We start from the raw sequence: 23,076 nt of genomic DNA, 5'->3' as shown, positions 1-23,076 counted from the left end.
TACAGCCGGGTGTGGTAAGGGTTATGCCCAGATTATCGCTGCCCCATTTTTTCTTTCATTTTATCCTTCATTTCTGTCTTAAAAGCCTCATACTGTTTATATTGCTCGGCAGTGAAGATCTTTTTAAGCTCCTCGTCTTTTTCTTTTTGCAGTGCCTTAATTTGCCTGAACCTGGAAAACTTGCCGGCATCACTTTTAATGATCGGGTCGGTTTTTAGCGCGTACTTCAGGTTGATAGCCTGTAATTGGGTAACTTGCCCGGAATCCAGATTAAGTTTGCTTTTCATTAGGTTTGTTTGGAACTGCGCCCTTTCTTCCGGGGTTTTATCTGTCAATCCGGTCGCATTCTGTGCTATAGCCAGTTGGGCGAAGAATGTCAATAACAGGCTTAGCCCAAGGGTAAATATGTAAAAGCGATACGGGCCGATTTGATGTTTCATTTACTTCGTTTTTTTTTAATTCACGATGTGAAGTTGACTAAGAAAACAGGAAGAAAGCCGGGAAAACCGGGTGAAGCTGAAAAATCAGGCGGCGAAATGTTTTGGTGCTTTCCCTAACCGCTAATCTCAATTCTCTAACCTCTAATCCAACCGTTCGTCAACACCCCATTGCCGTTCGTCAAAACAATTTCTACACCCTGCCTGCAAGCCATTCTTTTGAATAAAAAACAACAAAATGGAAACCACGCAACGACAAACCTACCTCGACTGGCTCCGGATCATATCCATTGCCGGCGTACTCATCTTCCACTCGGGCATGCCCTATGCCGACGACGAATGGTGGCATATCCGCAATCACGATACCAGCCAGCTAATGGCCATGAGCAACTATTTTATGCACCTGGTGCGCATGCCCCTGCTGTTTTTTATCAGCGGTACGGTGAGCTATTATATGATGCAGCGCCGTTCGGCCTGGAGCTTTATCGGGGTGCGTTTTACCAGGCTATTTATCCCGCTGCTGGTGGGCATGTTTATCATCGTACCGCCGCAGATCTACATGGAGCGCCTTACGCAGGGCTTCACCGGCAACTACTGGGACTTTTATAAAACCACGTTCACCACCGGCACTTACCCCAAAGGCAACCTTAGCTGGCACCACCTGTGGTTTATTTGCTACCTTTTTGTGTACGATTTGGTTTTTGCACCGGTGTTTATGTGGCTTATCTCGCCAAAAAGCGCCCGTTTCAAGCAAGCGCTTAGTGTATTGGCAAAGGGCAAATGGGTTTACCTGCTGGCGCTGCCTTCTATAGTGTGGTACACCATGTATGCCCGCAAATTCCCCCAAACCAGCGACCTGATACACGATACCTGCTTTATAGTTTATTGGCTGCTGTTTTTGCTGGCAGGATTTATTTGCATACTGCAGCCCAGCCTGATGGAAAGCCTGCAGCGCAACCGCAGGTTTGCTATCACCATTGGCTTTATCAGCCTGGTTCCTATCTATTACTTTTGGCTAAACCCGCCTGCAAACGGTGCGGAGTGGAGCGTACTGAGAGGCTACGGCTTCCGTACCTTCTCGGTAATAGTAGCCTGGAGCTGGGTGCTTGGGCTGGTTGGCTATGGCAAACAATACCTCAACAGGCCGCACCGTTCGCTGGCTTATTTAAACCAGGCGGTGTATCCTTTTTACATCCTGCATCAAACCATAATTGTTATTTTAGCCTACTACATTGTAAAAACCAACGATACGGTGATCATGAAGTACATTTACACGGTAGGGGTAACGCTGTTCTTCACTATGGGTATTTACCATTTGCTAATAAAGCCCTATGCCATCACCAGGTTTTTATTTGGGATGAAACCGCTGGAGAGGGAACAGAAATTAGAGGTTGGTGGAGTGGAGGTTAGGAAGCAGGAGGTAGTGGTAGAGGAAGTTAAAGAAGCCGTACTCGTATAGCCCAATAAATTTTTTCTGAACTCGAATTAAACGAATTAAGGAATTAACAGAATTTGTATTGGCGATTTAAGCATTCTGGAAATTCTAAAAATTCGTTTAATTCGAGTTCAGACAATTAAAACAACATGAAACAATTCCTCAAAAATATATTCCCGGCGTTTTACGGTTTGCTCAACTACTTTACCATAAGGTTGTTGCAGGATACCGATTCGCACTCGCATTTTTGGAGGCGACCATGGCAAACCACAGCGGGAGAAATTGTGGTAAGCATACTGGTAGGTTATGTGGTGCTTTTTGGGGTTAAACGCATTTGCCGGTATAACGATAAGAAGTCGGTAAAAAGTTCGCTCACCTGGGAGCTACTTACCATAATGGCGCTTTCTTTCGTTGTAAATAACCTGGTGCTGATGCCTATGGCCGCCTTTACCGATGATGGGCTCTCCATTAGCGACCTGGCAGAGATAAACATCATCCCCCTTTTGTACACTATTTTATATTATGGTATAGTACGCAGCCGCACTTACCTGCGGGCTTACGTACAACACCAGGTATTGGTGGAAAAACTTACCAACGACCAACTGGAAACCGAACTGAAATTCCTGCGGGCGCAGTACCATCCGCATTTTTTGTTCAATGCGCTTAACACCATTTATTTCCAGGTGGATGATGATGTGCCGGGCGCGAAGCAAAGCATAGAGCTACTTTCCGAACTGCTGCGCTACCAGCTTTACGACCGCCAGCACCAGGTAAGCATTAGGCAGGAACTGGATTACCTGCAAAATTACATTCTGCTGCAAAAAGTACGTGCCAGCAAAAAAATGGCCTTACATATTGATTTTGATGCGGCGCTTACCGGGCAACAGGTTTACCCGCTGCTTTTTTTGCCGCTGGTAGAGAATGCTTTTAAATACGTGGGAGGGAAGTACGGCATCTGCATAACTGCCCAAAGTGAAGCCGGCGGCATATTATTTAAGGTAGAAAATGATTTGCCCGGACAATACCAACCCAATAAAGAAAACAGCGGTATCGGCCTCGAAAACCTGAAACGCCGGCTGGAGCTATTGTACCCCGGCAAGCATACTTTAACTTTGGATAGGCATGCCGATAGGTTCGTAGCCACGCTGCAACTAAAATATTAACATGAAACCGATCACCTGCATTATAACCGATGATGAACCTTACGCCCGCAAAGGCTTGCAGGCCTATGTGGAGAAAACATCCTTCCTGCAGTTAAAAGGGCAATGCGAGGATGCGATGGAACTGGGCGAAATGCTAAAGCAGCAACCGGTAGACCTGCTGTTCCTGGATATACAGATGCCGCATATTACCGGGGTAGAGTTCCTTCGTTCGTTAAGCAATCCGCCTAAGGTAATATTCACCACAGCCTTTAAGGAGTATGCGATAGAAGGTTTTGAGTTGGATGTGCTGGACTACCTGCTGAAACCCATCAGCCAGGAACGTTTTACCAAAGCGGCTTATAAGGCGAAGGATTATTTCGGACTGAAGGGCGCTACCGAACAACCTACCTACCTTTTTGTAAAAGCAGAGGGCAAGCTGGAGAAGGTGGTTTTTGACGAGGTGCTGTACCTGGAAGGGATGGAAAACTACGTGATCATCCATACGGCAACAAAAAAGCTGATCACGCACAGCACACTAAAAGCCCTGGCAGAAAAATTCCCCCGGCAGGCATTTATGCAAACCCATAAATCATTTGTTGTATCCCTGGGCAAGGTAAACACCATCGAGGGCAATATGCTGCACATTGGGCAGCACCGCATACCCATTGGCCGGCAACTGAAGGATGAGGTGATGAACCGGATAATTAAGTTGTAAAAGCAATATTTATGGAAGTCCCGCCGGTAGAAGCGGGCCTGCCTGTCCGGTAGGCAGGGCCGGGCTTTGCCGTCCCAACTACTGTCGGGAGCGCTTCGGCCTGCCACTCAAGCCCCGCGCGGGCGGCTTCCCCTTTTTATCCCTACTGCGAATGCAGGTTAAATACACATAGCGCGCGCCACCAAGGCATCAGCAGGGGGCATTCCCGCGCTTCAGTTGTTGGTCATAAGACACAACAACGGCCAGCTCCACGAACACCAACAAGGGCGGAGAAAATGGGAGCTGCCGACATTTTAGGTCGAAGTTACGCTAAACTTCGACCAGTTGAGGTAGTTTTTGAGCAATACGAATCCAATTAACAATACTAATAAGTTAATTTCTATAAAATATCCTATGATTTGATGATCCTTGTGAAAAAACATTAAAGTAATATTGAACCAATCGTACATTATTCCATAATCTGAACCAGCTGAGTTTTTGAAATAATAAATCGACAGCTTAATTCCGATCAAGTTGTTTATAAGCCAACTACCCAGCCGGAGTTTAAAACTAAAAACTAAACAAAACAATGCATTATATAAGAACACCCTACGTGACTCAATAACGTTTAGTTTTTTTAGAAAGAAAGCTATATTAAACGATGCCATTGTTAACGCCAAAAGCAAGAAAAAAACAACAACGTAGTTTCCACTATATAGTATAACATTGATATTTTTAATCAAAAATGCAAATAATATTACGTAAGTCACTGTCAAATAAACAAGTGTCATTTTTGACACCAACAATAGCTTATTCATCTATATAATTTTGTGGTTTAGTTGTTTTATCAAAAAAAGATTTAAAATAATTCCTCACTGATTGTACCGCGTCATTAAATTGTTTTTTTATTTCGGTTGGGTTTATTTTTACTGGTCCATATTCATATACTTCCGGGTCGTCTGTGACAAATGGAACCTTTGGTTCTCCCGAGTTTACTTCAGTGTCAATGTTATATTCAGCATCAGCATCGGACCATGCGATGCCTTCAACTGTTCCTTTTGCGACGGCATCATTACCTAATTCAAAGCTTACTTTTTGCCCTATACCCTTTTTTGAATTGAGAACAAGTGAGTAACTACCCCCACCGACACTAACATCTTTATCTCCCACTTTGACACCAACGTCCTTTGAAAGCAACTTCACTTCCAAAGTGTTTTTTCCCGTCGCTTGTCTCTGAACAGGTGCAGCAACTTTTGCTGTATTAAACGCTTTTTTAAATTTTGTTTGAATCATTGTTTTAAATGCATAGTAACTTGCTGTCAGTTGAGCAATGTCAATGAGCCCGCAACACTGAGCGTCGCTTTGTGCTACTTGTGCATTAAACGCAGCCTCAGCTGCCTTTGCCTGCGCTACAATCTTACGTAACCTTTCCGCTTCCTCCTCGACACTCATCCCATCAGGATCAATAAACCTAATCGGATTATTCATCACATAATTATAAGGGCTCCACCTTCTGTACTTTTCGGCCAAGGGGTCCATCGCCATCCACCTTGCTATCTCGGGATCATAATGCCTTGCGCCGTAATCGTAATCCCCTGTTTCGTCTTGTATTTCCTTACCGTTGTAAAGATACTTGTTTACAAGTGAAGTTGGGTTGATGGATTTTCGTTTGCCAAAAGCATAATAATTGTCGCTCTGTACTCTATCGGCCTTGCCGGTTGTTGTATTCTTCTGGAAGGTAAGCCGCACATTCCCTAATTGGTCTTTCAGGTCGTACTGGTAGCGATATGTACCGTCGCCATTATTGACGGCCCTGCCTTCTTCGGTCTGGATAAAATCGATGCGGTAGACGCTATTGAGCGTATTGTACACGATGCCCGAGATATAATCTGAAGTACCCGTTACATTACTTACTTTCCTAATCTTTTCTCCTGCCGCATTATAGGTATAGGCCAAACTGACTCCTGTTTTGGTAACTGTTTGGGGCAGATTTAAAAAGTTATAAGTGAGCAATGCGCTGTTTCGTGCATCCGTTACCATATTGCCGTTTCCATCGTAGCCATAGTCGGTGTTAGTTATGCCGGAAACGGATTTCAGCCTGTTGGTTTCAACGCTATTGTTGAAGAAGTAATTGTAACCTAACACTGCTCCATCCCTGGTAAGGCTTTTTATATTGCCCAACTCATCGTAGGTGATGTCTTTCTCCCGCATATTATCAGCTGCCAGGGTGGCACCCAAGGATTCGCCGCTGATGAGGCGGTTCAACTCATCATATTTGTAAGTAAATGTTTGCAGGGGTTCGGCGGTACTTCCGGTGTTTAAAAAAACCTGGTTGGCAATATTGCCATTGAATTGCTTATAAGTGCCGTCGGTATATTTCAACTCCATGCTAAACAGTTTTGTGTTGTCGGTAGGGGGCGTTACGTAAGGGTCGTTCACTTTCGCCAGCCAGCCCCGGTCATTGTAACGGTAGGCTATGGTTTGCAGGTAGCTGCCGCCGGTATTTTCTGAATGCAGCTTTTTCTGGTACAGCTGCCCAACCTCATTATAATCGCTATGTACAATAAGTATTTCCGGCGCATTGACTGCGCCGGTAGCCTGGTAAGTATCAATCTTGCGCCCCAGGTGGTCATACAAATAACGGTTGGCCACTGTAACCCCAAGCTGCTTTACATTGCCCGTCGCATTAATATAGTGAGAGCGTGTAACCGTAGTGGGTTCTCCTGCAAATGCGTAAGCGGTAGTAGCCTCGTCGTAATTGTTGGTGCTTGCCGCGCCATTGTAATAATGCTGTGAGAAGGTCTTTACCGCCCTGCCCAGGTCATCATAATAAATTACCGACATCAGCATGGCACTCGTCCCTAAAATATTCACTAAGCCGCCCGTGGGCTTGCCTTTTGTAGCTATGCTTGCTGAGGCAAAAGGATAGGGATTGGTACCCGCAAAGGTGTAAGTATCATAATAATTCACGGATAGCGTACTTGCTACAGCTGATGGGAAGCTGGATGCCGTGTAACCGTAATTAGCGGCGGTGCCTGTAGGCGTTTCCCAAAATACGGTAAAGGCATTGGCCAGATTCTGCACAGCGGTACGGTAATTGGTGAGTGCCGATCCGTATTGGTAAATGCCCGTCATCACAGGCCTGCCCAAGGCATCATAACGCATTACCGTCCATTCCTGGGTGGGTTTGCTTCGTTGTATCGTATCCTGCGTGGCAACAACTCTGTTGAGTTTATCGTAAATAATAAATTCCCAGCCCTTGCCCGGCAGCTTCTTTTGCGTCATCCTGCCGCGCTCGTCGTACCGGTATTGATAGCAAAGTTCATCCATTACGGTCTGCGATATTGCGCTGGCGTTATCCGGGTTGGCCTTAGGCGGCAATACAAACGCAAGCAATCCTCTGTTATCATAAACATAGTAGGTGGACAAGGGCTTTACGACACCGCCGCTGGTGATAAAAGTGCGTTTTACCAGCACATGCCCCTCTTTGTCTTTATATTCTTCTACTGTATTTAAGCGCCCGCTCGTCCAGTTCTCATCTTTACCAATGCTTACGGTAAGCTGCCCGGCATCATAGATCCCGGCACTACCAGCAGCACGTCCAAAAATACAACCCTGATGGGCCTGAACGGTTGCAGTGTATTTTGCAACCAGGCGCGTTGTTGCAATAGTTGCGATAGGTACAATATTGTTCACATCGTATTCCATCACAACAGTTCTGCCTGCAAGGTCTGTCCTCGATGTGGATGGCTGCCAAATATCGCCGGGAGCGCCCTGGTCCGTAACCCGGTTCAAAGGCGAAGGCTCGAATTTGCTTAAAGAAAACGGCGAGGTGATATCCTTATAACTTTGGCCCGTTAGCGCATAAAACTGCTTTTGCTTGCTGTCTGCATAGCCGTTTGGCCCTGCAAGGGCATCGGCACGGAAACTTCCGGATACGCCCGTGCTGCTTACGTAAGGCAAATAGTTATATGACGCGCGGCCATAAATATCATAAACAACCGGCTGTATAAGGTCTTTGGTAGCGTCGGGGCTGCCTTTTACCTGTACAGTTTGCAGGGGCCTGCCCAATCCATCAAAGTACTGTATGGTTTGCATCATATCGCAGGCGCCACGGTTAGCCAGTAGCGATGCATCGGATATGCCGGTACGGGGCGTACTGGTTACGATATAATTTTTCCAGTAACTGGCATTGGTTTGCAAGGGCGTGCAGCCGATATATAAATATAAACTCTGCCCTGTTGTTGCGGTAAAGGAGAATGGCGCCTGTAACGTAATGCTTGTATTGTTATAATATTGCCCTGCTGCAGGTGTCCCGGTCATGGGGGCGGTAACAAATGTTTGCGCTCGTAAATCGGCTACGCAAAACAATAACGCCGGTAGCAGCAAACCGATACCTCCGATTTTTTTTACCTGCCGTAGTAATATGGTAATCATTGAAAATGCATTTAAGGTTGTTGCCGTTATCCGGTTTACTTTGATAAAGTTGGTGCTTGCTGTCTTCATGGCAATAGGGTTAATCAGCAGGGCACGGTGCACCCTTTGTAAATCCCCCGCCGCTTACAGATCCGTCTACGGCGCAAATAGTTGCTGTTCCAAAATTGCCAAGTGTAATTGTTTGTACGATATTAAGGGAGTTGGTGTAAGTGTATGTAGCTCCGTCTTTCCCAGCGTTTAAAGCGTACTGAAAAACACTGAGACTGCAAACCCCGTTGGTGTTTGCGTAGGTTTGGCCGTTGGTGTTTACATCTGTTTGCGCTTTCTGATCCGCATCATCCTGTGAAACAGTTGAGGTGTAGGCATTGGCAGCAACGTTATAGGTTACCGGCGTTGTAGTGTATCCTGAACCGCAACTTTTGGTAAACACACCCGATTTTGCCGCGCTATAATAAATAGCGCCGGTACCCGATGTGAAGCAGTTGCCCACCTGCCCGGCGTAATTGTAGCAGTAAGCTTTTACGATATTCTTGTCTCTATCGCGAACAAGCGAAAGCCGCTGGAATTCGTCGTATTCATAATAGGTTACCGTCCCGCTGGGGTCCATGGCGCTGGTCATCCCTATCTCGGTGTCGTAAGTATAGCTTGTCAGCAATGAGCCTACCGGGCCAAAGCGTATATCATCAACCTGTGTATTGAGACCTAAACTATAGCTGCCTCCTGTTACCGTAACGTTTGACGTTACGTATTGCCAAACGGATCCATTTTTTTTATAATAGCTTAGTGTATAAGCACCATTATCCAAATTACCGATCAATACGCCGTAAGTGCCGGTGTGGCTATAATGCCCCGTTTCGCAGTCATTCAAGGTGCTATTGCCCGCGCCGCCTTCGAACCCTTCGTAAAAGATATTCGTTGCCTTTGCATTTTTTGCCGCCATCACCGGGTAAGTGTTATTATAACCCCATACGTAGCTTGATGGCACATTGTCGGTCAGCTTTATCTCATCGGTATTGCCGTTGGTATAATGAAAAGTTGCTTTATCAGTATAGCCAGCATCTTTTATTAAGCTTAGGCCATCGCCGGATGCCGCAACATAGGTGAACGAAGTTGGCGACACGAGGTAATCCGTTTTGCCCATACTTGTCAGGTATATTTTATTTTGCGACGACGATTGATAGTTAAACCCATTGAATGCCGCCGCCATTACTTTATCATTTTTCAGTTCCACGGTCTCTAAAAGGTTAAACTCGTTTTGTGCCCTTAAATCCAGGTAGGGTTTCAGCGTACCTGCGTTGGTAATATCCTGCTGCAAACGTGTTTGATAAGTGTTGTTAGGCCCGGTAAAATTGGCGATGCGGTAGTTGATCAGGTTCATCCGTAGATGGCACTTCGCAATATCATAATCAAACCATGTGTTACGCTTACATCTTGCATCATCAACGCAAAGCGACATGGTACTGGTGTAGTTTGCCGTAAGTGTATTAAGATTGGTTATATAAGACGGGAAACCTGTATCGAGGCCATCAAGGTTTGCCACGTAAAGATCCTGCACATACTTGTAGCGCGTTTCGAGTACATCGCCTGAGGAGTTCGTAGTGATCTTTCTGGTTAACTGGTGATGGTACGGGCTATCGTAAAAACTTTGTTCAACCACGCTATGAGTGCCGTTGGCGTTATAAGAGCGTTTTGTTGTCGTTTCGTTTATTTTCCGACCGGTTGTTTGGTAATACCATGACCATATCGAACGAAGGTTGGGGCTGCTTGCATCCCTTGTAATGACCACTGCCGGTGTAGGCAGCGGATTATCCTGGTATTGGGTGATGGAGGTCATATCCTGCAACGGGGTGCCATCCTCCCGATATTGGGCCTGGTACTCTAACTGCCCCCTTTTGAAAGCGTTGGGGAGGGGTACAGCAGGGTAATTTGGAATATCCAAAGTACAGTTGTTCGCCGTGGTAATAATGCTTCGGTTGACGACGTCGTTCCTGGAGACCAGATTCTCCCCATCCATATTGAATATGGACACCGTATAGCCATTACCGGTTTGCCTGGTGGTAACTTTATGGTAACCGATATGCGACCCCTGCGACGCATCCATAGCCCTGATGCTCGCAGCAGAAAGCAGGTAAGCTAATTGAGAGCCCGGAGAATTTGGGCAGCCGTTGACATCAATACCAGTCTGGCCCGTTGTAGCACCTGGTTGAAATGCATCTTTATAAATATCGTTCCGGGTTACCTGCGCGATGGTCGGTTTCCCGAATACGACGCCGGTGGGAAGGAGCTGGCCGCTTGAACTGTCATTGTAATCATACGAAGTGACCATATCCGGGTTGCCGTTGCCGCTGCTCTGCGTAATGGTCTTTATCCGCAATCCGCCCACCATTGCGATATTATTCTGCACCACACCGGCGAGCTGATATATTCTTACTGTCGCCCCATTGCCGCCGTACGAGTTATATTTGGTGACGCGAAAATGATATGATCCCGGCGCATAATTACGTTGTATTTCCTGCGTAGTGCCGTTGGAGGCAGAAATATGATCGATTGGAGCCCAATTACTATCGTAAATATCAAGTTCCGCCCCGCCGCCTTGCGGCTTGTTCTCTAATTGGAATACAAAAGCATGGGAATCTATAACCTGATCGAGCGTTGCCTGTTTGGTACAATCGCAGCCATCGTACCCCGCCGAAACGCTGCTTAACAAGGTCCTCGTGCCATTGGTCCCGGTTATCTGCGATGTATAGGTCTGATTCGCTTCAAAATCGTAAATATTGTACCCGCCGGTCGGGAACGTGATCTTATTCAGCGTACCCGCGCGCATCGCCGGCCAATGTGGTTCGCGGTCGGCACCTGTCATTGTTGTAGTAGTACCATTTACTGTTTTATAGTACGTGCCTATCAAATTATTCCCGTTGCTGGTTACGCCGTTGATAAATCCCCAGTTATCTTGCCCAAATGTTAAACGCCTGGGCACTGGTTCGGTAAAATAGTCGAATTTATACGGCGGAATTAAGGTCCCGGCTTTCCCTTGCTCTTGAATACTTAAGAGTTTAAGTCGCTTTCTGTCTGTTGTGGATACATTGAGTGTCGTAGCAATCGGCCCGTTGGGGTCATCGAAATAGCTGTATGCAAAATTGTAACTCTTGATCAGCACCTGGCTGCTTTTTTGTAAAATGTCGATCCTGCCCAGGGGATAGGCCGCTGTAGCGGGATTATTTAGCCCATTCACCTGTTCAACGCCGGTTGTACTCGAACTTGACAGGTCCTGCCTGGCTTGAGCTGCCTGGATAAAGTTCACTTGTGCGTTCGTAGATGTAATGGATGATAACTCCACGCCGTGGATGTAATTGCGGATAAGTTTATACCCTAATGCCGGATTAGGGCTCCCCGCTACCGGAGATAAAGACATACTGAAGTAGCTATAAACCAAAGGCCGGTAGGTAAAATTGATTATGTCGGTACCATCAGGCGAAACGATTTTATTGAGGTACCAACTGGAGAGGACTTTATCCCAGCCAAGGCCATTTTGATCGGTTAAAACTTTAGTGAACTCCACAGGGTCCGTATCTGTTGTGGAGGGCGTTGCCCCAAAGTAATATTTCGTCCCGTCCGGTGTTGTTAAAGTAAAGCCCTGGATACTCTCGGAAGATCCATAGGTATAATTCACTTCGATTTTTATATCCTGTTCCGGGAGTAGGATTGCTGTCCTGTCGTCATTAAAATAAAATTTGCCGCTATATTTACCTGCGCTGAAAAAGAAAAGGTCTGGCTCGGAGTCGTATTCCCCATTTGCAAATGTTTCATATATATTAAAAAATGCACTATCTGGTCTATAGTCCTGCCTATATGGATCATTTAGATTGTTCATAGGATTGAGCGGGTCATTAGCAGCATAATGGTCGGGGTGCTGGTAAAGATGGCTGGTATAACCATAGTCGCTATAAAAGCCTGTGCGTTGAAAATTATTCACCGTGCCTTTTTCATCCGGTGTGCCCCTTACGGATCGCGTGATAACGCCGCCTGTATTTAATGCCCATCCAGCGCCCACGTAACTGGATGGCTCCAGCGTTTTTAAGCCGGAAGCATGGTAACTCATACCAATAGGCACTTCCAAATTACCTTCTTTTAAGGTGTATAAAGGAATATCTATTTGGGGGATACCCGTATGGAGACTAACGGGGATATCAACAAATTTGGCTAACGCTCCTGCGCTTGGAGAGGCAATGGATACTTTGTTGTATTCCTGTGCTTCCTGGGAGTTTTGTGACCAGGCAGGTAAACTGCAGAAAAGGCTCAGGACGGCAATTACGGAAAATGCTGAAAAATGATAACGGCTCATTTGTAAGATAAAAAGGTATTAGATACTTGATAATGATATCGGCACGGAAAATTTCAAACCTCAGTTTAATGATTTTTCAATTCGGCGAGTTGTTTCTTTAAGTCCAATATCAGTTCGTCCCTTTCTTTATCTCTCTTATCTTTTTCAATCAGGTACAACGTCAACTCCTCCACTTTTTTCATCAGCAGCTTATTCATTTCGCCTAAACTTAAACCGTCTGTTTCTACCTCTTTTGCGGATGGTATCCCGGGAAGGCGTTGGTTTTTGTCGATATAATTTTTAACTTCAGCAAGCGAGGGAAGTTTATAATTAGGCATGAACACATAATCGGGCCAGTTTGTTAACTCTACCTTTACCTCTTTTGAGCGGATGGTGCCATTAACTGATAAGGCCTCGCGTGGCGTCAACGTTCCAATACCCACATTCCCTGCACCGTCAATAACTATATCGTTCCCGTAGTACCATTGTGCCCCGGTACCCAATTTATTGAAATTCCTTCTGGTACCTATTATCATTTTGCCGGTGGCATCCCCAGAATTCGTGTTTCCGGCTACTGTTAGTATCCTGCCCTGGCCCCATAAATTACTACCGTCAGTATTTGCGGGTATTACAAATTCGAGCTGCGCACCTGTTGTAGCCGATCTTGAGCCGCTGTTTGCCTGTATCGCTAATCCGTCACCATTATAGGAAAACGAGTTACCACCATCAATCGAAGAACCAATACCAACAACATGAAGTTTAGTGGCAGGTGCCGAAGTCCCAATCCCTAGGTTTCCATTTTTATCTAATACCATTTTTGAAACAATACCGGAGCCGCTTGATACACCGAAAACAAGGTTCGCGGCTGCATTGGTTGAGGCGCTGCCTTGTATTTGTGATGCGATATATGCCATCCCCTGGTTGCCGGTTGAATTCTTGGAAACCCAACTAAGTGTGCCTCCAGAGCTGCCGTCCAGTGTGGAACCTGTGCTTAAAATCACATGCGACTGGCTATTGAGGGTTGTATTGGGATTGAAAATCTCCAGCACTTTGTTTGTGCCGCCGTGAAAATAAGATGAAGGAGTTGGCGTGCTTATGCCCACATTACCGGCAGCATTTATAGTAAAAAAATCTGACGAAGCGCCTGATACAAATTTTGTAATATAAAAATTGTGATCCGTTTGCGACTTTTGTTGCAGAAACCATTCGCTGTTGCCACCTCCGTTATAAATATGAAAGCCCGCCTGCCCGTTGTTTATTGCAGAAACAACGCCCGCAATTTCTAATTTATAAGATGGCGTAGAAGTACCGACCCCCACGTTACCAGTAAGGTTGAAGTAAGCATTTGTACCGGACGTGGTCCACTGAGCATTTGCATTTGAAACGGCGCCGCCAATAAGGCACAATAAAAACAAGATTTTTTTCATGTTGTAATCAAGGTTGAGAGAGGAAAATGTTAATTATAAAACAAACACAGGTTTGACTTGACTATTAAGAATCAAACAGCGTATTGTTCGGACTTTTTGGAAGTTTTAGGGTAATGATATCTTCTGCATAATAGTGATAAAAGGTTGTTAGGACGTGTTGTAAATATAAGGATACGGTTTTGATATTTCAAAAAAAATAAATTAAAATATTTCTCCAAGATTTAAAAATCAAAAAATATATAACTAATCGGAACAAACACAATGCATTATTATATTTAACGCAATATCAGCCAAATTAATTTTCGTTTAACGCCTACCGACTAAAACGTTAAATGATTGACGTAAGGACATTCGCACGCAGGATATCCGCTCTGCATGCTACCACAGGGTTCTATCGAGAGACCCGGCGGTGACGGTGAATTTGTATGAACTTTGATTTTTCGCGGTTTGCTTATTTTATAAAGTGCTCAAGAGGGCTTCGCCGTTTTCCTGATTTAAGGATTATCTGAAATAAACTCAAGGCCATCCTTAAATCCTGTTGCGCCTTTATTGGTCTTGTGACTAACAAACCGTATGCAGCAACATCAACCGTTTAAAACCAAAGAAGGGTAAACCACAAATTAGCGGCTTACCCTTTTTTGATTTTAAGGCTGTTTTTATTTTGCCCTTTTCAGGATAACATTCATCGGCTCGCCGCCATTCATGCCGGGGAATACGAGCGTAATTACATCGTCTTTTACCTTGCCGGTAATTTTCATGTCGGTGTCCATAATGTGAATGCCGAACGAAAGGTCGTCGCCTTTAATCACGCCGTCCTGGATATTGATTACGTTGCCTTCGGGGCCTGTGGTAGAGCCGGTTAGTTTTTCACCATCTACCTTAAAATTATAGGCGATATCATACTGGTCCATAATTTTTCCGGTCCATTTTCCGGTGATGTCGGCAGCGAAACAGGCGGTTATAATAACCATTACAAGCGCGGCGGTGGTTGATAGTTTTTTGATCATTTTGTTTGGGTTTAATAATTATGTTTATGATTGTTTGTTTAATTCATTTGTAGTAACCTGCAATGTTGCGCTTTCCCGTTCTGCTTTTTTATAAGGCTCAGGTTGCCGGTAAGCCCAGGGGCAAGCGTCGTGCGGTTTACCTGTATAAAAAGTAAAAAACCGGCACACCGGATCTATGCTCACGCATGCAATCGATTGCATTTTTAGCGGTGCTTTTGATTTATAAGCAAAGCCTGAAAATCCATTGGTTTTTGGTTGTGCTAAGAAACAATTATGGGTCGATATCCTAAAACGCGATAGATGGAGGGCTATAAAACATAGATGGAATGCCAATTTTATCCGATGGGAATCTGCTTTTAATTAGTCCTGTCCCCGGCAGGGTCTCTTTGAAAAAGGACCCTGCGGAAACAGAACATTCCACGTAGCAGGTTGTTGCCTTGCACGCTGCTACCGATAATGAACAGAGAGGCAATAAAAACGACACTTTTTTGATGCATTTTTTTCGGTTTGTCGGTCTTGTGATCAAGAAACCGAAATTATGGGCCCAATAATGTACGCCCAAGCAATAAAATCGACCCTTTTTTTGATGCATTGTGGTAAAAACACGGAGATTTTGGCAGGTAAAATCCATCGAAATGCACCTTTTTGCGATGAAATAACAGGGAAAAACGCCAAAATCCTTCCGATTTCCTCGGATTTTCTCAGGTAATTTTGGGGGCTATAGTTTGAATTATGTAACTTTGTTTATGGCAACTACAGAAACACTCGAAGATTTTTACAAACAGAAGTTCAATTGGATGCCCGATAACCTGAGCCAGGATATCGGCCACTTCAATGTTTTCCGTACGGAGGATTGCTATATGCCCGGTGCCAAACCCGTGGTGTACAGCCGCCGCGATTTTTATAAGGTGAGCCTTTTCCGCGGTAAAGGGGTTATCCACTACGCCGATAAAAGCATCGAGATGGAGGGCAGCGCGCTGGCGTTCTTCAACCCCTTCGTGCCTTACACCTTCGAGAACCTTAACCAGCAGCATTCGGGCGCGTTCTGTATATATAAAGAATCTTTTTTTACCGAGATGATGCGTAGCAATATCCACGAACTGCCCATGTTTGCGCCGGGTGCCAACCCGGTGTATGCACTTACAGATGAGCAGGATAAGTATGTTTATTCGATGTTCGAAAAGATGCTGGCCGAAATCAATTCCGATTACCGCTATAAGTACGATCTGCTGCGCAACTACATCACCGAGCTGATCCACTACGCTATGAAGATACAGCCCAGCGACAGGATGTATAAGCACCCGGATGCCAACTCGCGCATCACATCCGTATTTACCGAACTGCTGGAACGTCAGTTCCCCATCGAGTCGCCTGCGCAACGTTTCGGGCTACGCTCCGCCAAAGACTTTGCAGACCAGCTCTCGGTACACGTAAACCATTTAAATCGCGCCATTCGCCAAACCACCGGCAAAACCACCACCGATCATATTATGGAACGCCTCGCCAGCGAAGCAAAGGCCCTCCTTCGCCACACCAACTGGAACGTATCTGAAATTAGCTATAGCCTCGGCTTTGAAGAGCCGGCGCATTTCAATAACTTTTTCAAAAAACAAACCCAAATAACGCCATCTGCATTTAGGATTGTTTGAATTTTGCAATAATTGGTTTGATTAACGTAAACGCTCCCCCTTTTTTGGGACCTACCTTTGTTTTATCAAAAAAAACAAGGTTATGGAAGATAAAAAAACATGGTTTATCACAGGTGCATCTAAAGGGTTTGGCCTGAGCCTGGTAAAGCAATTGCTGCGAGCGGGCCAGAACGTTGCTGCAACCTCGCGCAACGTTGCTGAGTTGGTAAAAGCCGTTGGCGTTGATACCCCAAACTTCCTGCCCCTGCAAGTTGAGCTGGGCAACGAGGATAGTGTGGGTTGCGCCATACATCAAACAAAGGCTGCCTTCAAAAGCGTAGATGTAGTCATCAACAACGCAGGCTACGGCATAGGCGGCAGCATAGAAGAACTCACCGACCGTGAAACCCGCGACAGTTTCGAAGTAAACGTATTCGGCACGCTGAACGTTATCCGCATGGCCATGCCGTATATGCGCCAGCAGCAATCGGGCCACATCATTAATATATCATCCATTGCAGGCTTTACCGGTGCAACCGGTTGGTCGGTTTATGCGGCTACTAAATTCTCGGTAGTGGGCCTTTCAGAGGTGCTGGCGCAGGATGTAGCCGAGTTCGGTGTAAAGGTAACCGTAGTGGCCCCCGGCGCGTTCCGCACCAGTTTCCTTACCGATGATTCCCTCAATATTGCAAAACACCCCATTGCAGAATACACGGCCGTGCACGAGACGCAGTCGCGCTATCTGCAAATGAATGGTGCTCAAAGCGGCGATCCCGAAAAAGCTGCCGCCGCCATCATAGAAGTGGCGCAGATGGAAAACCCTCCACTATACTTGTTGCTGGGCGAGGACGCTTACGACAGGGCGATGGCCAAGCTGCAAAAACTCGAACGGGAATTCAGGGTGAATGAGGCCATCACCAAATCAATGGCTTTCAACGGCTGACAAACAAACAAGAATCTACTCAACATAAAACAATAACACAAAATGAACACTCAAAAAACATGGTTCGTAACTGGCGCTTCAAAAGGTTTGGGGCTTAGCCTGGTAAAGCAATTATTAAACAAAGGCTACAACGTAGCCGCAACTTCGCGCAAAGCTGCCGACCTGAGCAAGGCCGTTGGCGAGCACGAGAACTTTTTGCCGCTGGCGGTTGACATCAAGGCAGAAGAAAGCGTAACCGATGCGATAACCGAAACTATCACCCGCTTCGGCAAGATAGATGTGGTGGTAAACAATGCCGGTTATGGCCTCACCGGCAGTTTGGAAGAACTGAGCGACGAGGAAGCCCGCGAAAACTTCAATGTAAACGTATTCGGTTCGCTAAATGTAATACGCGCTGTAATGCCGCACCTGAGGGCGCAGCAGTCGGGCCATATATTCAATGTGTCTTCTATCGGCGGTTTTACCGGTAACTTCCCGGGTTTCGGTATCTACTGTGCTACCAAATTTGCGGTGCAGGGCTTTACCGAATCACTCTCTGCCGAGGCAAAAGAATTTGGCATCAAGGCCACCATTGTATCACCGGGATATTTCCGTACCAACTTTTTGGAACCCGATTCATTGAGCACGCCTAAGAACGAAATACAAGCCTACAAACAGGTGCGTGCGGTGCAGGCTGCCCATCAGAACGATATCAACGGCAACCAGGCCGGCGACCCTGAGAAAGCAGCGTTGGTGATGATTGCCGCAGCCGAATCTGCAGCAGCGCCGATGCATTTGTTCCTTGGTGCCGATGCCTACGGCGTGGCCGAAAAGAAGATTGCCGATGTACAGGCCGATATGGAAGCCTGGCGCGAATTGGCCACTGCTACCGGCTTTGAGGTAGAAGCCTAAGGAATAAACAATTGTTAGCTAAAAAGCGGGCGCGATTATCGCCCGCTTTTTTTATATTTAGGGAGTTTTGCCAAATCCCCTGATGGAAACTACGATACGCCGTTACTTCGACGACCTGTATGCCAATGATGCCGTTTCGCGGTATTCATCGTTCGTGGATATTATTTCTAAAACCAACCAGTCTGTTGACTGGGTGTATGAAGTGTGGGACGAACTGGTTGCCATGCTTAGCGATAAAAACAACCACCGTCGGGCTATTGCCTCGCAAGTGCTTTGCAACCTGGCCAAGAGTGATACCGAAGGCCGCATAATGCAGGATATTGGCAAACTAATGCACCTTACGTACGATGAGAAATTCGTTACCGCCCGGCACACCTTGCAATCCCTCTGGAAAATTGCCGTAGTAAATTCCCGGTACAACCAATTGCTGGTAACGCGCCTAACTGATAGGTTCACCCACGCAATGAGCCACCACAACGGCACACTGGTGCGTTTCGATATCATAGAACTGTTCAAAAAGATATTTGATGTAACCGCCAACCCCGAAATAAAGCAGCAAGCCGCGCAGCTGATCGCCACCGAAACCGACGTTAAGTACCGCAAAAAATATGCTGCAGTTTGGAAGGCCCAAACAGGAGAGTAGTGGTTTGGTTCAAACATACTAAACCGTCATGTTGGATTTGTTTCAACACCCCATCATAAAAGTTGCCACTTTGCTAACCCGCCTTGCAACCCGTTGAGGTAGGGTGCCGAAAAGATTTAGGCATGATGCTTTGTTTTTTAAACACTCTCAGCAACCAACTCTTTTTTTGCGGCAACTGCACTTTTCCTTTTCGTTTTTTTGCCAATACGGTTCAGCCACATCATTACGCCCGTTACCGGGAATATGAGTGCCAGCAGGCAAACCACAAAACTGAGTATTTTGGTAGGGACACCATAAACCGCTCCGGTGTGCACAGGCTTTACGAACGAACGCACCCGCTGCCCCAGGCTTTTACTGCCAAACAACTCGCTGCCGATAATTCGACCGCTGTATTGATCGATAAAGTAGGCATCGGCAGTATTTTCAAATGCCCCCTTGGGTAAAATATTGACGCTGTAAGCTGCGACGGAGTCGGCCGGGAGGCGTAGATTATAGGATTCGGATGTTTTAATCTCCGGGTTTACGCTTTGTAGTGCCGCATCCATGGATATGGGCTTTTGCGCTGCAATTAATTTAGAATGCGGGGCCTCCTGTTTTTCGGCTTGCTTAGAACCGGTTAGGGCAAAAAGAGCGGTATTTGCCCATTTGAACGACATGATAAGGCCCGTTAGTACGATGACGATGAGGAAAACGGAGGTATAAAACCCGGTTACCAGGTGCAGGTCGTGTACCAGCCTCTTGGTGCTGCCATCCCATTTTACTTTAATGCGCTGGCGTAAAATAGCTTTGGTTTTTGGCCACCATAGTACTACGCCGGTAATGAGGATAAATAGAAATAATAGGGTGCATATGCCAACTATCATGTCGCCGACGCTGTCTTTGCCTGCCAGCAAAAAGCGGTGAAGCATTTCTACCGTCGTAAAAAAAGACTCCTTTTTACTGTACTGGCCCAGCACCTGCCCGGTATAAGGGTTTACAAAAACGGTGGTAAGGGGCTTGCGGCCCTCATTTGGTTTTTTATCTTTTTTGCCAGGTTCCGCGCCGGCTTTTATTCTCTCTTTAGTTTTTTCGGGCTGCCCGGTGCCTGTCCCTTTCTTTCCGGGCAAAGTTACGCTTACTTCAACGCTGCGGGCAGGGTCATTATAAACCAGTACCGATGCCGGTTTGCTTTTTGGTATTTGTCTTAACGCTGCCTTTACCAGCAAAGCAATGGGCATGCGCTCGCCTTTGGCTTCAACACGGTAATATTGCGGGTTTAACGCCTGGTTTATTTCCTTCTCGAAAACGAGGATCGTGCCCGTAAGGCAGGAACAAAAAATGACGATGCCGGCTGCGAGGCTCAGGTAAAGGTGTATGTTGCGGAAAAATACCTTCATGGCTTAATGATAAAACCGGGGCAGCTTACGCCGCCCCGGTTAGTTTTGGTTTTTAGTTTTGTTTAAAACTTATAGCTCAGCGTAGTTAGGAACTGCCTCGGCGGGATAGGGTTAACACTGTAATTTTCGTGCACGTTCCAGTTGAGTACGTTGCCAATGTTAGATACTTTAGCAATGATAGAAACCCTCTTGCAGCTGTATCCTACAGAAGCATCAACCGTTGTGAACTTTGGTACATACACCAACCTGGATGCGGTTTGCGTTTGGCCCACCGTGTTGAGGAAGCCTGCGGTGCGGTTGCCAAGGTAAAATACAGATACGCCTGCCTTAAAGCCTTTTAATTTGCCATCTAAAAAATTGTAAAACACGCTGGTGTTGGCCGTGTGTTTTGGTACGTTTAGCAAGGGCTGCCCTGCAATAGTGCTACCTAATACCGTAGAGGTTTTGGTATAGCGCGCGTTGGTATAGCTATAGCCTGCCAAAACATCTAAGCCTTTAAATGGGTGGCCGGCAATATCCACTTCAACACCATCGCTTTTGGTTTGACCGCTTAATACTTTAATGTTGGTATTTGTGTTAGGGGTTACGCCATCGGCCTGAAAAGTTGCTGTTTGGGCCAGGTTGTTGTTTAAGATGCGGTATGCAGTTACGTTTACCGATAGGTTGCCATTTAGGAAATCGTTTTTTATGCCTGCCTCATATTGATCTATCAAGGATGGATCGAGTGGGTTGTCGTTAACATCGGTACCTGGGTTCACTACAAATGAGTTGGAGTAGCTGGCATACAAGGCGGTATTTTCAACAGGCTTGTACACTACGCCAACCCTCGGCGAAAAGGCCTTGTCTTCCTTGCCCTTTGCGGGCTGCCCTAACGGCTGTTGCGTAGATGGCTGTTGGAAAAAGTTTGTTACGGAAGTAGGAGCAATATATTGGTATGACCAGCGGATGCCTGCTAGAACCTTCAGTTTTTCTGATATGCTTATCAGATCGTTGAAGTAGGCGCCAAAACGGTTGGTTTTGGTTACCACATCATAAAACGGATTCATGGTTGGCATATCAGTACGCTGGGTGTACTTGTTCAGGTCATAGATATTGATTTTATCGTATATAGCGTTTTGCACGGCATTGTTCTGATCCAGGTAACTTGATTGCACTTTGCCGTTTACGGTTACATTCGTTACATAGGTATAATTATCATTGCTGTAGCGGTCGGCATCCAGGCCTGCTAAAATATTGTGTTTTATAGGCCCGGTGTTAAATTGCCCTGTAATATTCAATTGGCCGGTAACGTAATCTTCCAGTGTTTTGGTACGGTTAAGCGGGCGCGACCAATCACCGGCTGCATCGGGCTGCACGCGCTCCGTTGTTTGGTAGCGGCGGTCGTAGTACTGGTAAGATATGCCCCCGCTAACCTGCCAGAGGCTGTTTAGCTGGTGGTTGATGGTTGCCGTAGCGGTAGATTGTTTTGTTTTACCGTTTGACCATACGGCGCCCAGGTACCTATTGCGCGGTACATTGGCAATTACGTTATCTACCTGGCCGGTACCAAAATCGGGTACGAAATCGTAATCCAATATATCGCCTTCTACTATCAGCGTGGTTTTGTCATTTACTTTGTATAATAAGGATGGGTTCACGTAAATCCGCTTGTTTTTAAGATAATCGCGATAGCTTTTAGAGTTTTCGTAGGTTGCGTTTAAGCGGTAAGCCAGTTTGGAAGTAATGGGGCCATACACATCAACCGCAGGCTTGTACAAGTCGTAGCTGCCATAAGTCATAGATACCTGGCCGCCCTGTTCAAATTTTGGTTTTTTTGTAATCATGTTTAAAACACCGCCGGGGGCAACATTGCCGTATAGCAAGGCAGCGCTGCCTTTCAGTATTTCTACACGGTCCAATGAACTGATTTCGGGCATTGCGCCGGTATTTACCCGGAAGCCATTTTTGAACATGTTGGTTGCCCCAAAGTTATAACCGCGCGCAGCAAATGTTTCCTGGGTATTGCCGCGGGCGCTGTATAAATAAACCCCGTTTACGTTTTTTATAACATCGCTTAAGCGCAAGGCTTGTTGCTGGTCAAGCACATCGCGGCCAATTATAGAAATGCTTTGCGGCAAATCAATAGGTGCCACGTTCATCTTGCCAATGTTGATGCTTTTACGATTGATTGTTTTGGTAGAAGATATGGTAACCTCGTTCAAATCTGTAGCGCTTTCTGCAAGCGTAAAATCAACTCTGGTAGTGTTGTTTGCGGTAACTGTTACGGTTTTTTCTTCGCTTTTAGCGCCGGTATAGGTAACGCGTAAAGTATAGTTTCCGGGTTTGATGTTGTTGAACAAAAACGAGCCCTCGTCGGTAGTCATTGTGGTTTTGTTGAGGCCTTTTATGGCAACTGTAACAAAGCTGGCCGGTTTGCCATCGCTGGTTTTTACAAAGCCGTTTATTTTGCCATTGTTTCCGTCGTCGTCGGGGCCATTGGCTTTAAGCGAAAAGCTACTGATGATGAGCAAAAAGAAGAGGAAGGATATTTTTCGGGAGATAGGATGTAGAGTTATTCTCATTAGTTATTTATATCAAGTCTAATTAAGCGCAAAAATAACAACACAATCCTTAATCACAAATATTATTTAGAATTAATTTAAATAAGGATTAGCCAAGCCAATAGGCTATGCTTGATATCAGATATCCAGGTTAT

14 protein-coding genes are annotated in these 23,076 nt (G+C 45.9%); 7 read left to right on the top strand and 7 right to left on the bottom strand.

Features of this window, described 5'->3' with window-relative positions; all coding sequences use genetic code 11:
- Positions 1 to 32: 32 nt before the first annotated feature.
- A complete protein-coding gene (locus AC1DYT_RS09310; protein ID WP_477469348.1) occupies positions 33 to 440 on the bottom strand; it encodes a hypothetical protein in 408 nt (135 codons plus the stop codon).
- A gap of 235 nt (positions 441 to 675) precedes the next feature.
- Here AC1DYT_RS09310 and AC1DYT_RS09305 point away from each other — a divergent pair, with 235 nt between their 5' ends.
- The 3 genes from AC1DYT_RS09305 to AC1DYT_RS09295 all read left to right on the top strand — a co-directional run bounded on the left by AC1DYT_RS09305 (position 676) and on the right by AC1DYT_RS09295 (position 3,729).
- A complete protein-coding gene (locus tag AC1DYT_RS09305; protein ID WP_477469347.1) occupies positions 676 to 1,896 on the top strand; it encodes an acyltransferase family protein in 1,221 nt (406 codons plus the stop codon).
- A gap of 125 nt (positions 1,897 to 2,021) precedes the next feature.
- Positions 2,022 to 3,035, top strand: a complete 1,014-nt coding sequence (locus AC1DYT_RS09300; RefSeq protein WP_477469346.1) for a sensor histidine kinase — start codon at positions 2,022 to 2,024, stop codon at positions 3,033 to 3,035.
- 1 nt (position 3,036) lies between these two features.
- Positions 3,037 to 3,729: a LytR/AlgR family response regulator transcription factor gene (locus tag AC1DYT_RS09295; protein ID WP_477469345.1), complete on the top strand. Its 693-nt coding sequence runs from the start codon at positions 3,037 to 3,039 to the stop codon at positions 3,727 to 3,729.
- A 789-nt stretch (positions 3,730 to 4,518) separates the two neighbouring features.
- Here the strand turns inward: AC1DYT_RS09295 and AC1DYT_RS09290 are convergent.
- The 4 genes from AC1DYT_RS09290 to AC1DYT_RS09275 all read right to left on the bottom strand — a co-directional run bounded on the left by AC1DYT_RS09290 (position 4,519) and on the right by AC1DYT_RS09275 (position 14,900).
- Complete coding sequence (locus tag AC1DYT_RS09290) at positions 4,519 to 8,214, bottom strand: DUF6443 domain-containing protein (RefSeq protein ID WP_477469344.1); 3,696 nt, start codon at positions 8,212 to 8,214, stop codon at positions 4,519 to 4,521.
- Between the two features lie 10 nt (positions 8,215 to 8,224).
- The gene (locus AC1DYT_RS09285) at positions 8,225 to 12,487 is read right to left on the bottom strand and encodes a DUF5977 domain-containing protein (RefSeq protein WP_477469343.1); all 4,263 of its coding nucleotides are present in this window, start codon (positions 12,485 to 12,487) and stop codon (positions 8,225 to 8,227) included.
- A 65-nt stretch (positions 12,488 to 12,552) separates the two neighbouring features.
- Positions 12,553 to 13,893 (bottom strand): autotransporter outer membrane beta-barrel domain-containing protein, encoded by a 1,341-nt coding sequence (locus AC1DYT_RS09280; protein ID WP_477469342.1) that lies wholly within the window; start codon positions 13,891 to 13,893, stop codon positions 12,553 to 12,555.
- 656 nt (positions 13,894 to 14,549) lie between these two features.
- Complete coding sequence (locus tag AC1DYT_RS09275; RefSeq protein WP_477469341.1) at positions 14,550 to 14,900, bottom strand: hypothetical protein; 351 nt, start codon at positions 14,898 to 14,900, stop codon at positions 14,550 to 14,552.
- A 746-nt stretch (positions 14,901 to 15,646) separates the two neighbouring features.
- On the opposite strand from AC1DYT_RS09275, the gene AC1DYT_RS09270 reads away from it, so the two are divergent.
- The 4 genes from AC1DYT_RS09270 (at position 15,647) to AC1DYT_RS09255 (ending at position 19,005) form a co-directional block, all read left to right on the top strand.
- A complete protein-coding gene (locus AC1DYT_RS09270) occupies positions 15,647 to 16,549 on the top strand; it encodes a helix-turn-helix domain-containing protein (protein ID WP_477469340.1) in 903 nt (300 codons plus the stop codon).
- Positions 16,550 to 16,631: 82 nt separating this feature from the next.
- The gene (locus AC1DYT_RS09265; protein WP_477469339.1) at positions 16,632 to 17,471 is read left to right on the top strand and encodes an SDR family NAD(P)-dependent oxidoreductase; all 840 of its coding nucleotides are present in this window, start codon (positions 16,632 to 16,634) and stop codon (positions 17,469 to 17,471) included.
- Between the two features lie 42 nt (positions 17,472 to 17,513).
- Positions 17,514 to 18,362 (top strand): SDR family oxidoreductase, encoded by an 849-nt coding sequence (locus AC1DYT_RS09260; RefSeq protein WP_477469338.1) that lies wholly within the window; start codon positions 17,514 to 17,516, stop codon positions 18,360 to 18,362.
- A gap of 82 nt (positions 18,363 to 18,444) precedes the next feature.
- Positions 18,445 to 19,005 carry a hypothetical protein gene (locus AC1DYT_RS09255; protein WP_477469337.1) on the top strand — a complete coding sequence of 187 codons (561 nt, stop codon included), beginning with the start codon at positions 18,445 to 18,447 and terminating at the stop codon, positions 19,003 to 19,005.
- Positions 19,006 to 19,142: 137 nt separating this feature from the next.
- Here the strand turns inward: AC1DYT_RS09255 and AC1DYT_RS09250 are convergent, their stop codons facing one another.
- Together AC1DYT_RS09250 and AC1DYT_RS09245 are read right to left on the bottom strand one after the other, a co-directional pair.
- Positions 19,143 to 20,381 (bottom strand): PepSY-associated TM helix domain-containing protein, encoded by a 1,239-nt coding sequence (locus AC1DYT_RS09250; protein ID WP_477469336.1) that lies wholly within the window; start codon positions 20,379 to 20,381, stop codon positions 19,143 to 19,145.
- A gap of 62 nt (positions 20,382 to 20,443) precedes the next feature.
- Positions 20,444 to 22,942, bottom strand: coding sequence for a TonB-dependent siderophore receptor (locus tag AC1DYT_RS09245; protein WP_477469335.1), 2,499 nt, complete (start codon positions 22,940 to 22,942; stop codon positions 20,444 to 20,446).
- Positions 22,943 to 23,076: the final 134 nt, after the last annotated feature.

The sequence above is a fragment of the Mucilaginibacter sp. P1_D10 genome, assembly GCF_056406215.1.
The sequence above is the reverse complement of the archived record's forward strand: the minus strand, read 5'-3'. Positions and strand labels throughout refer to the sequence as shown.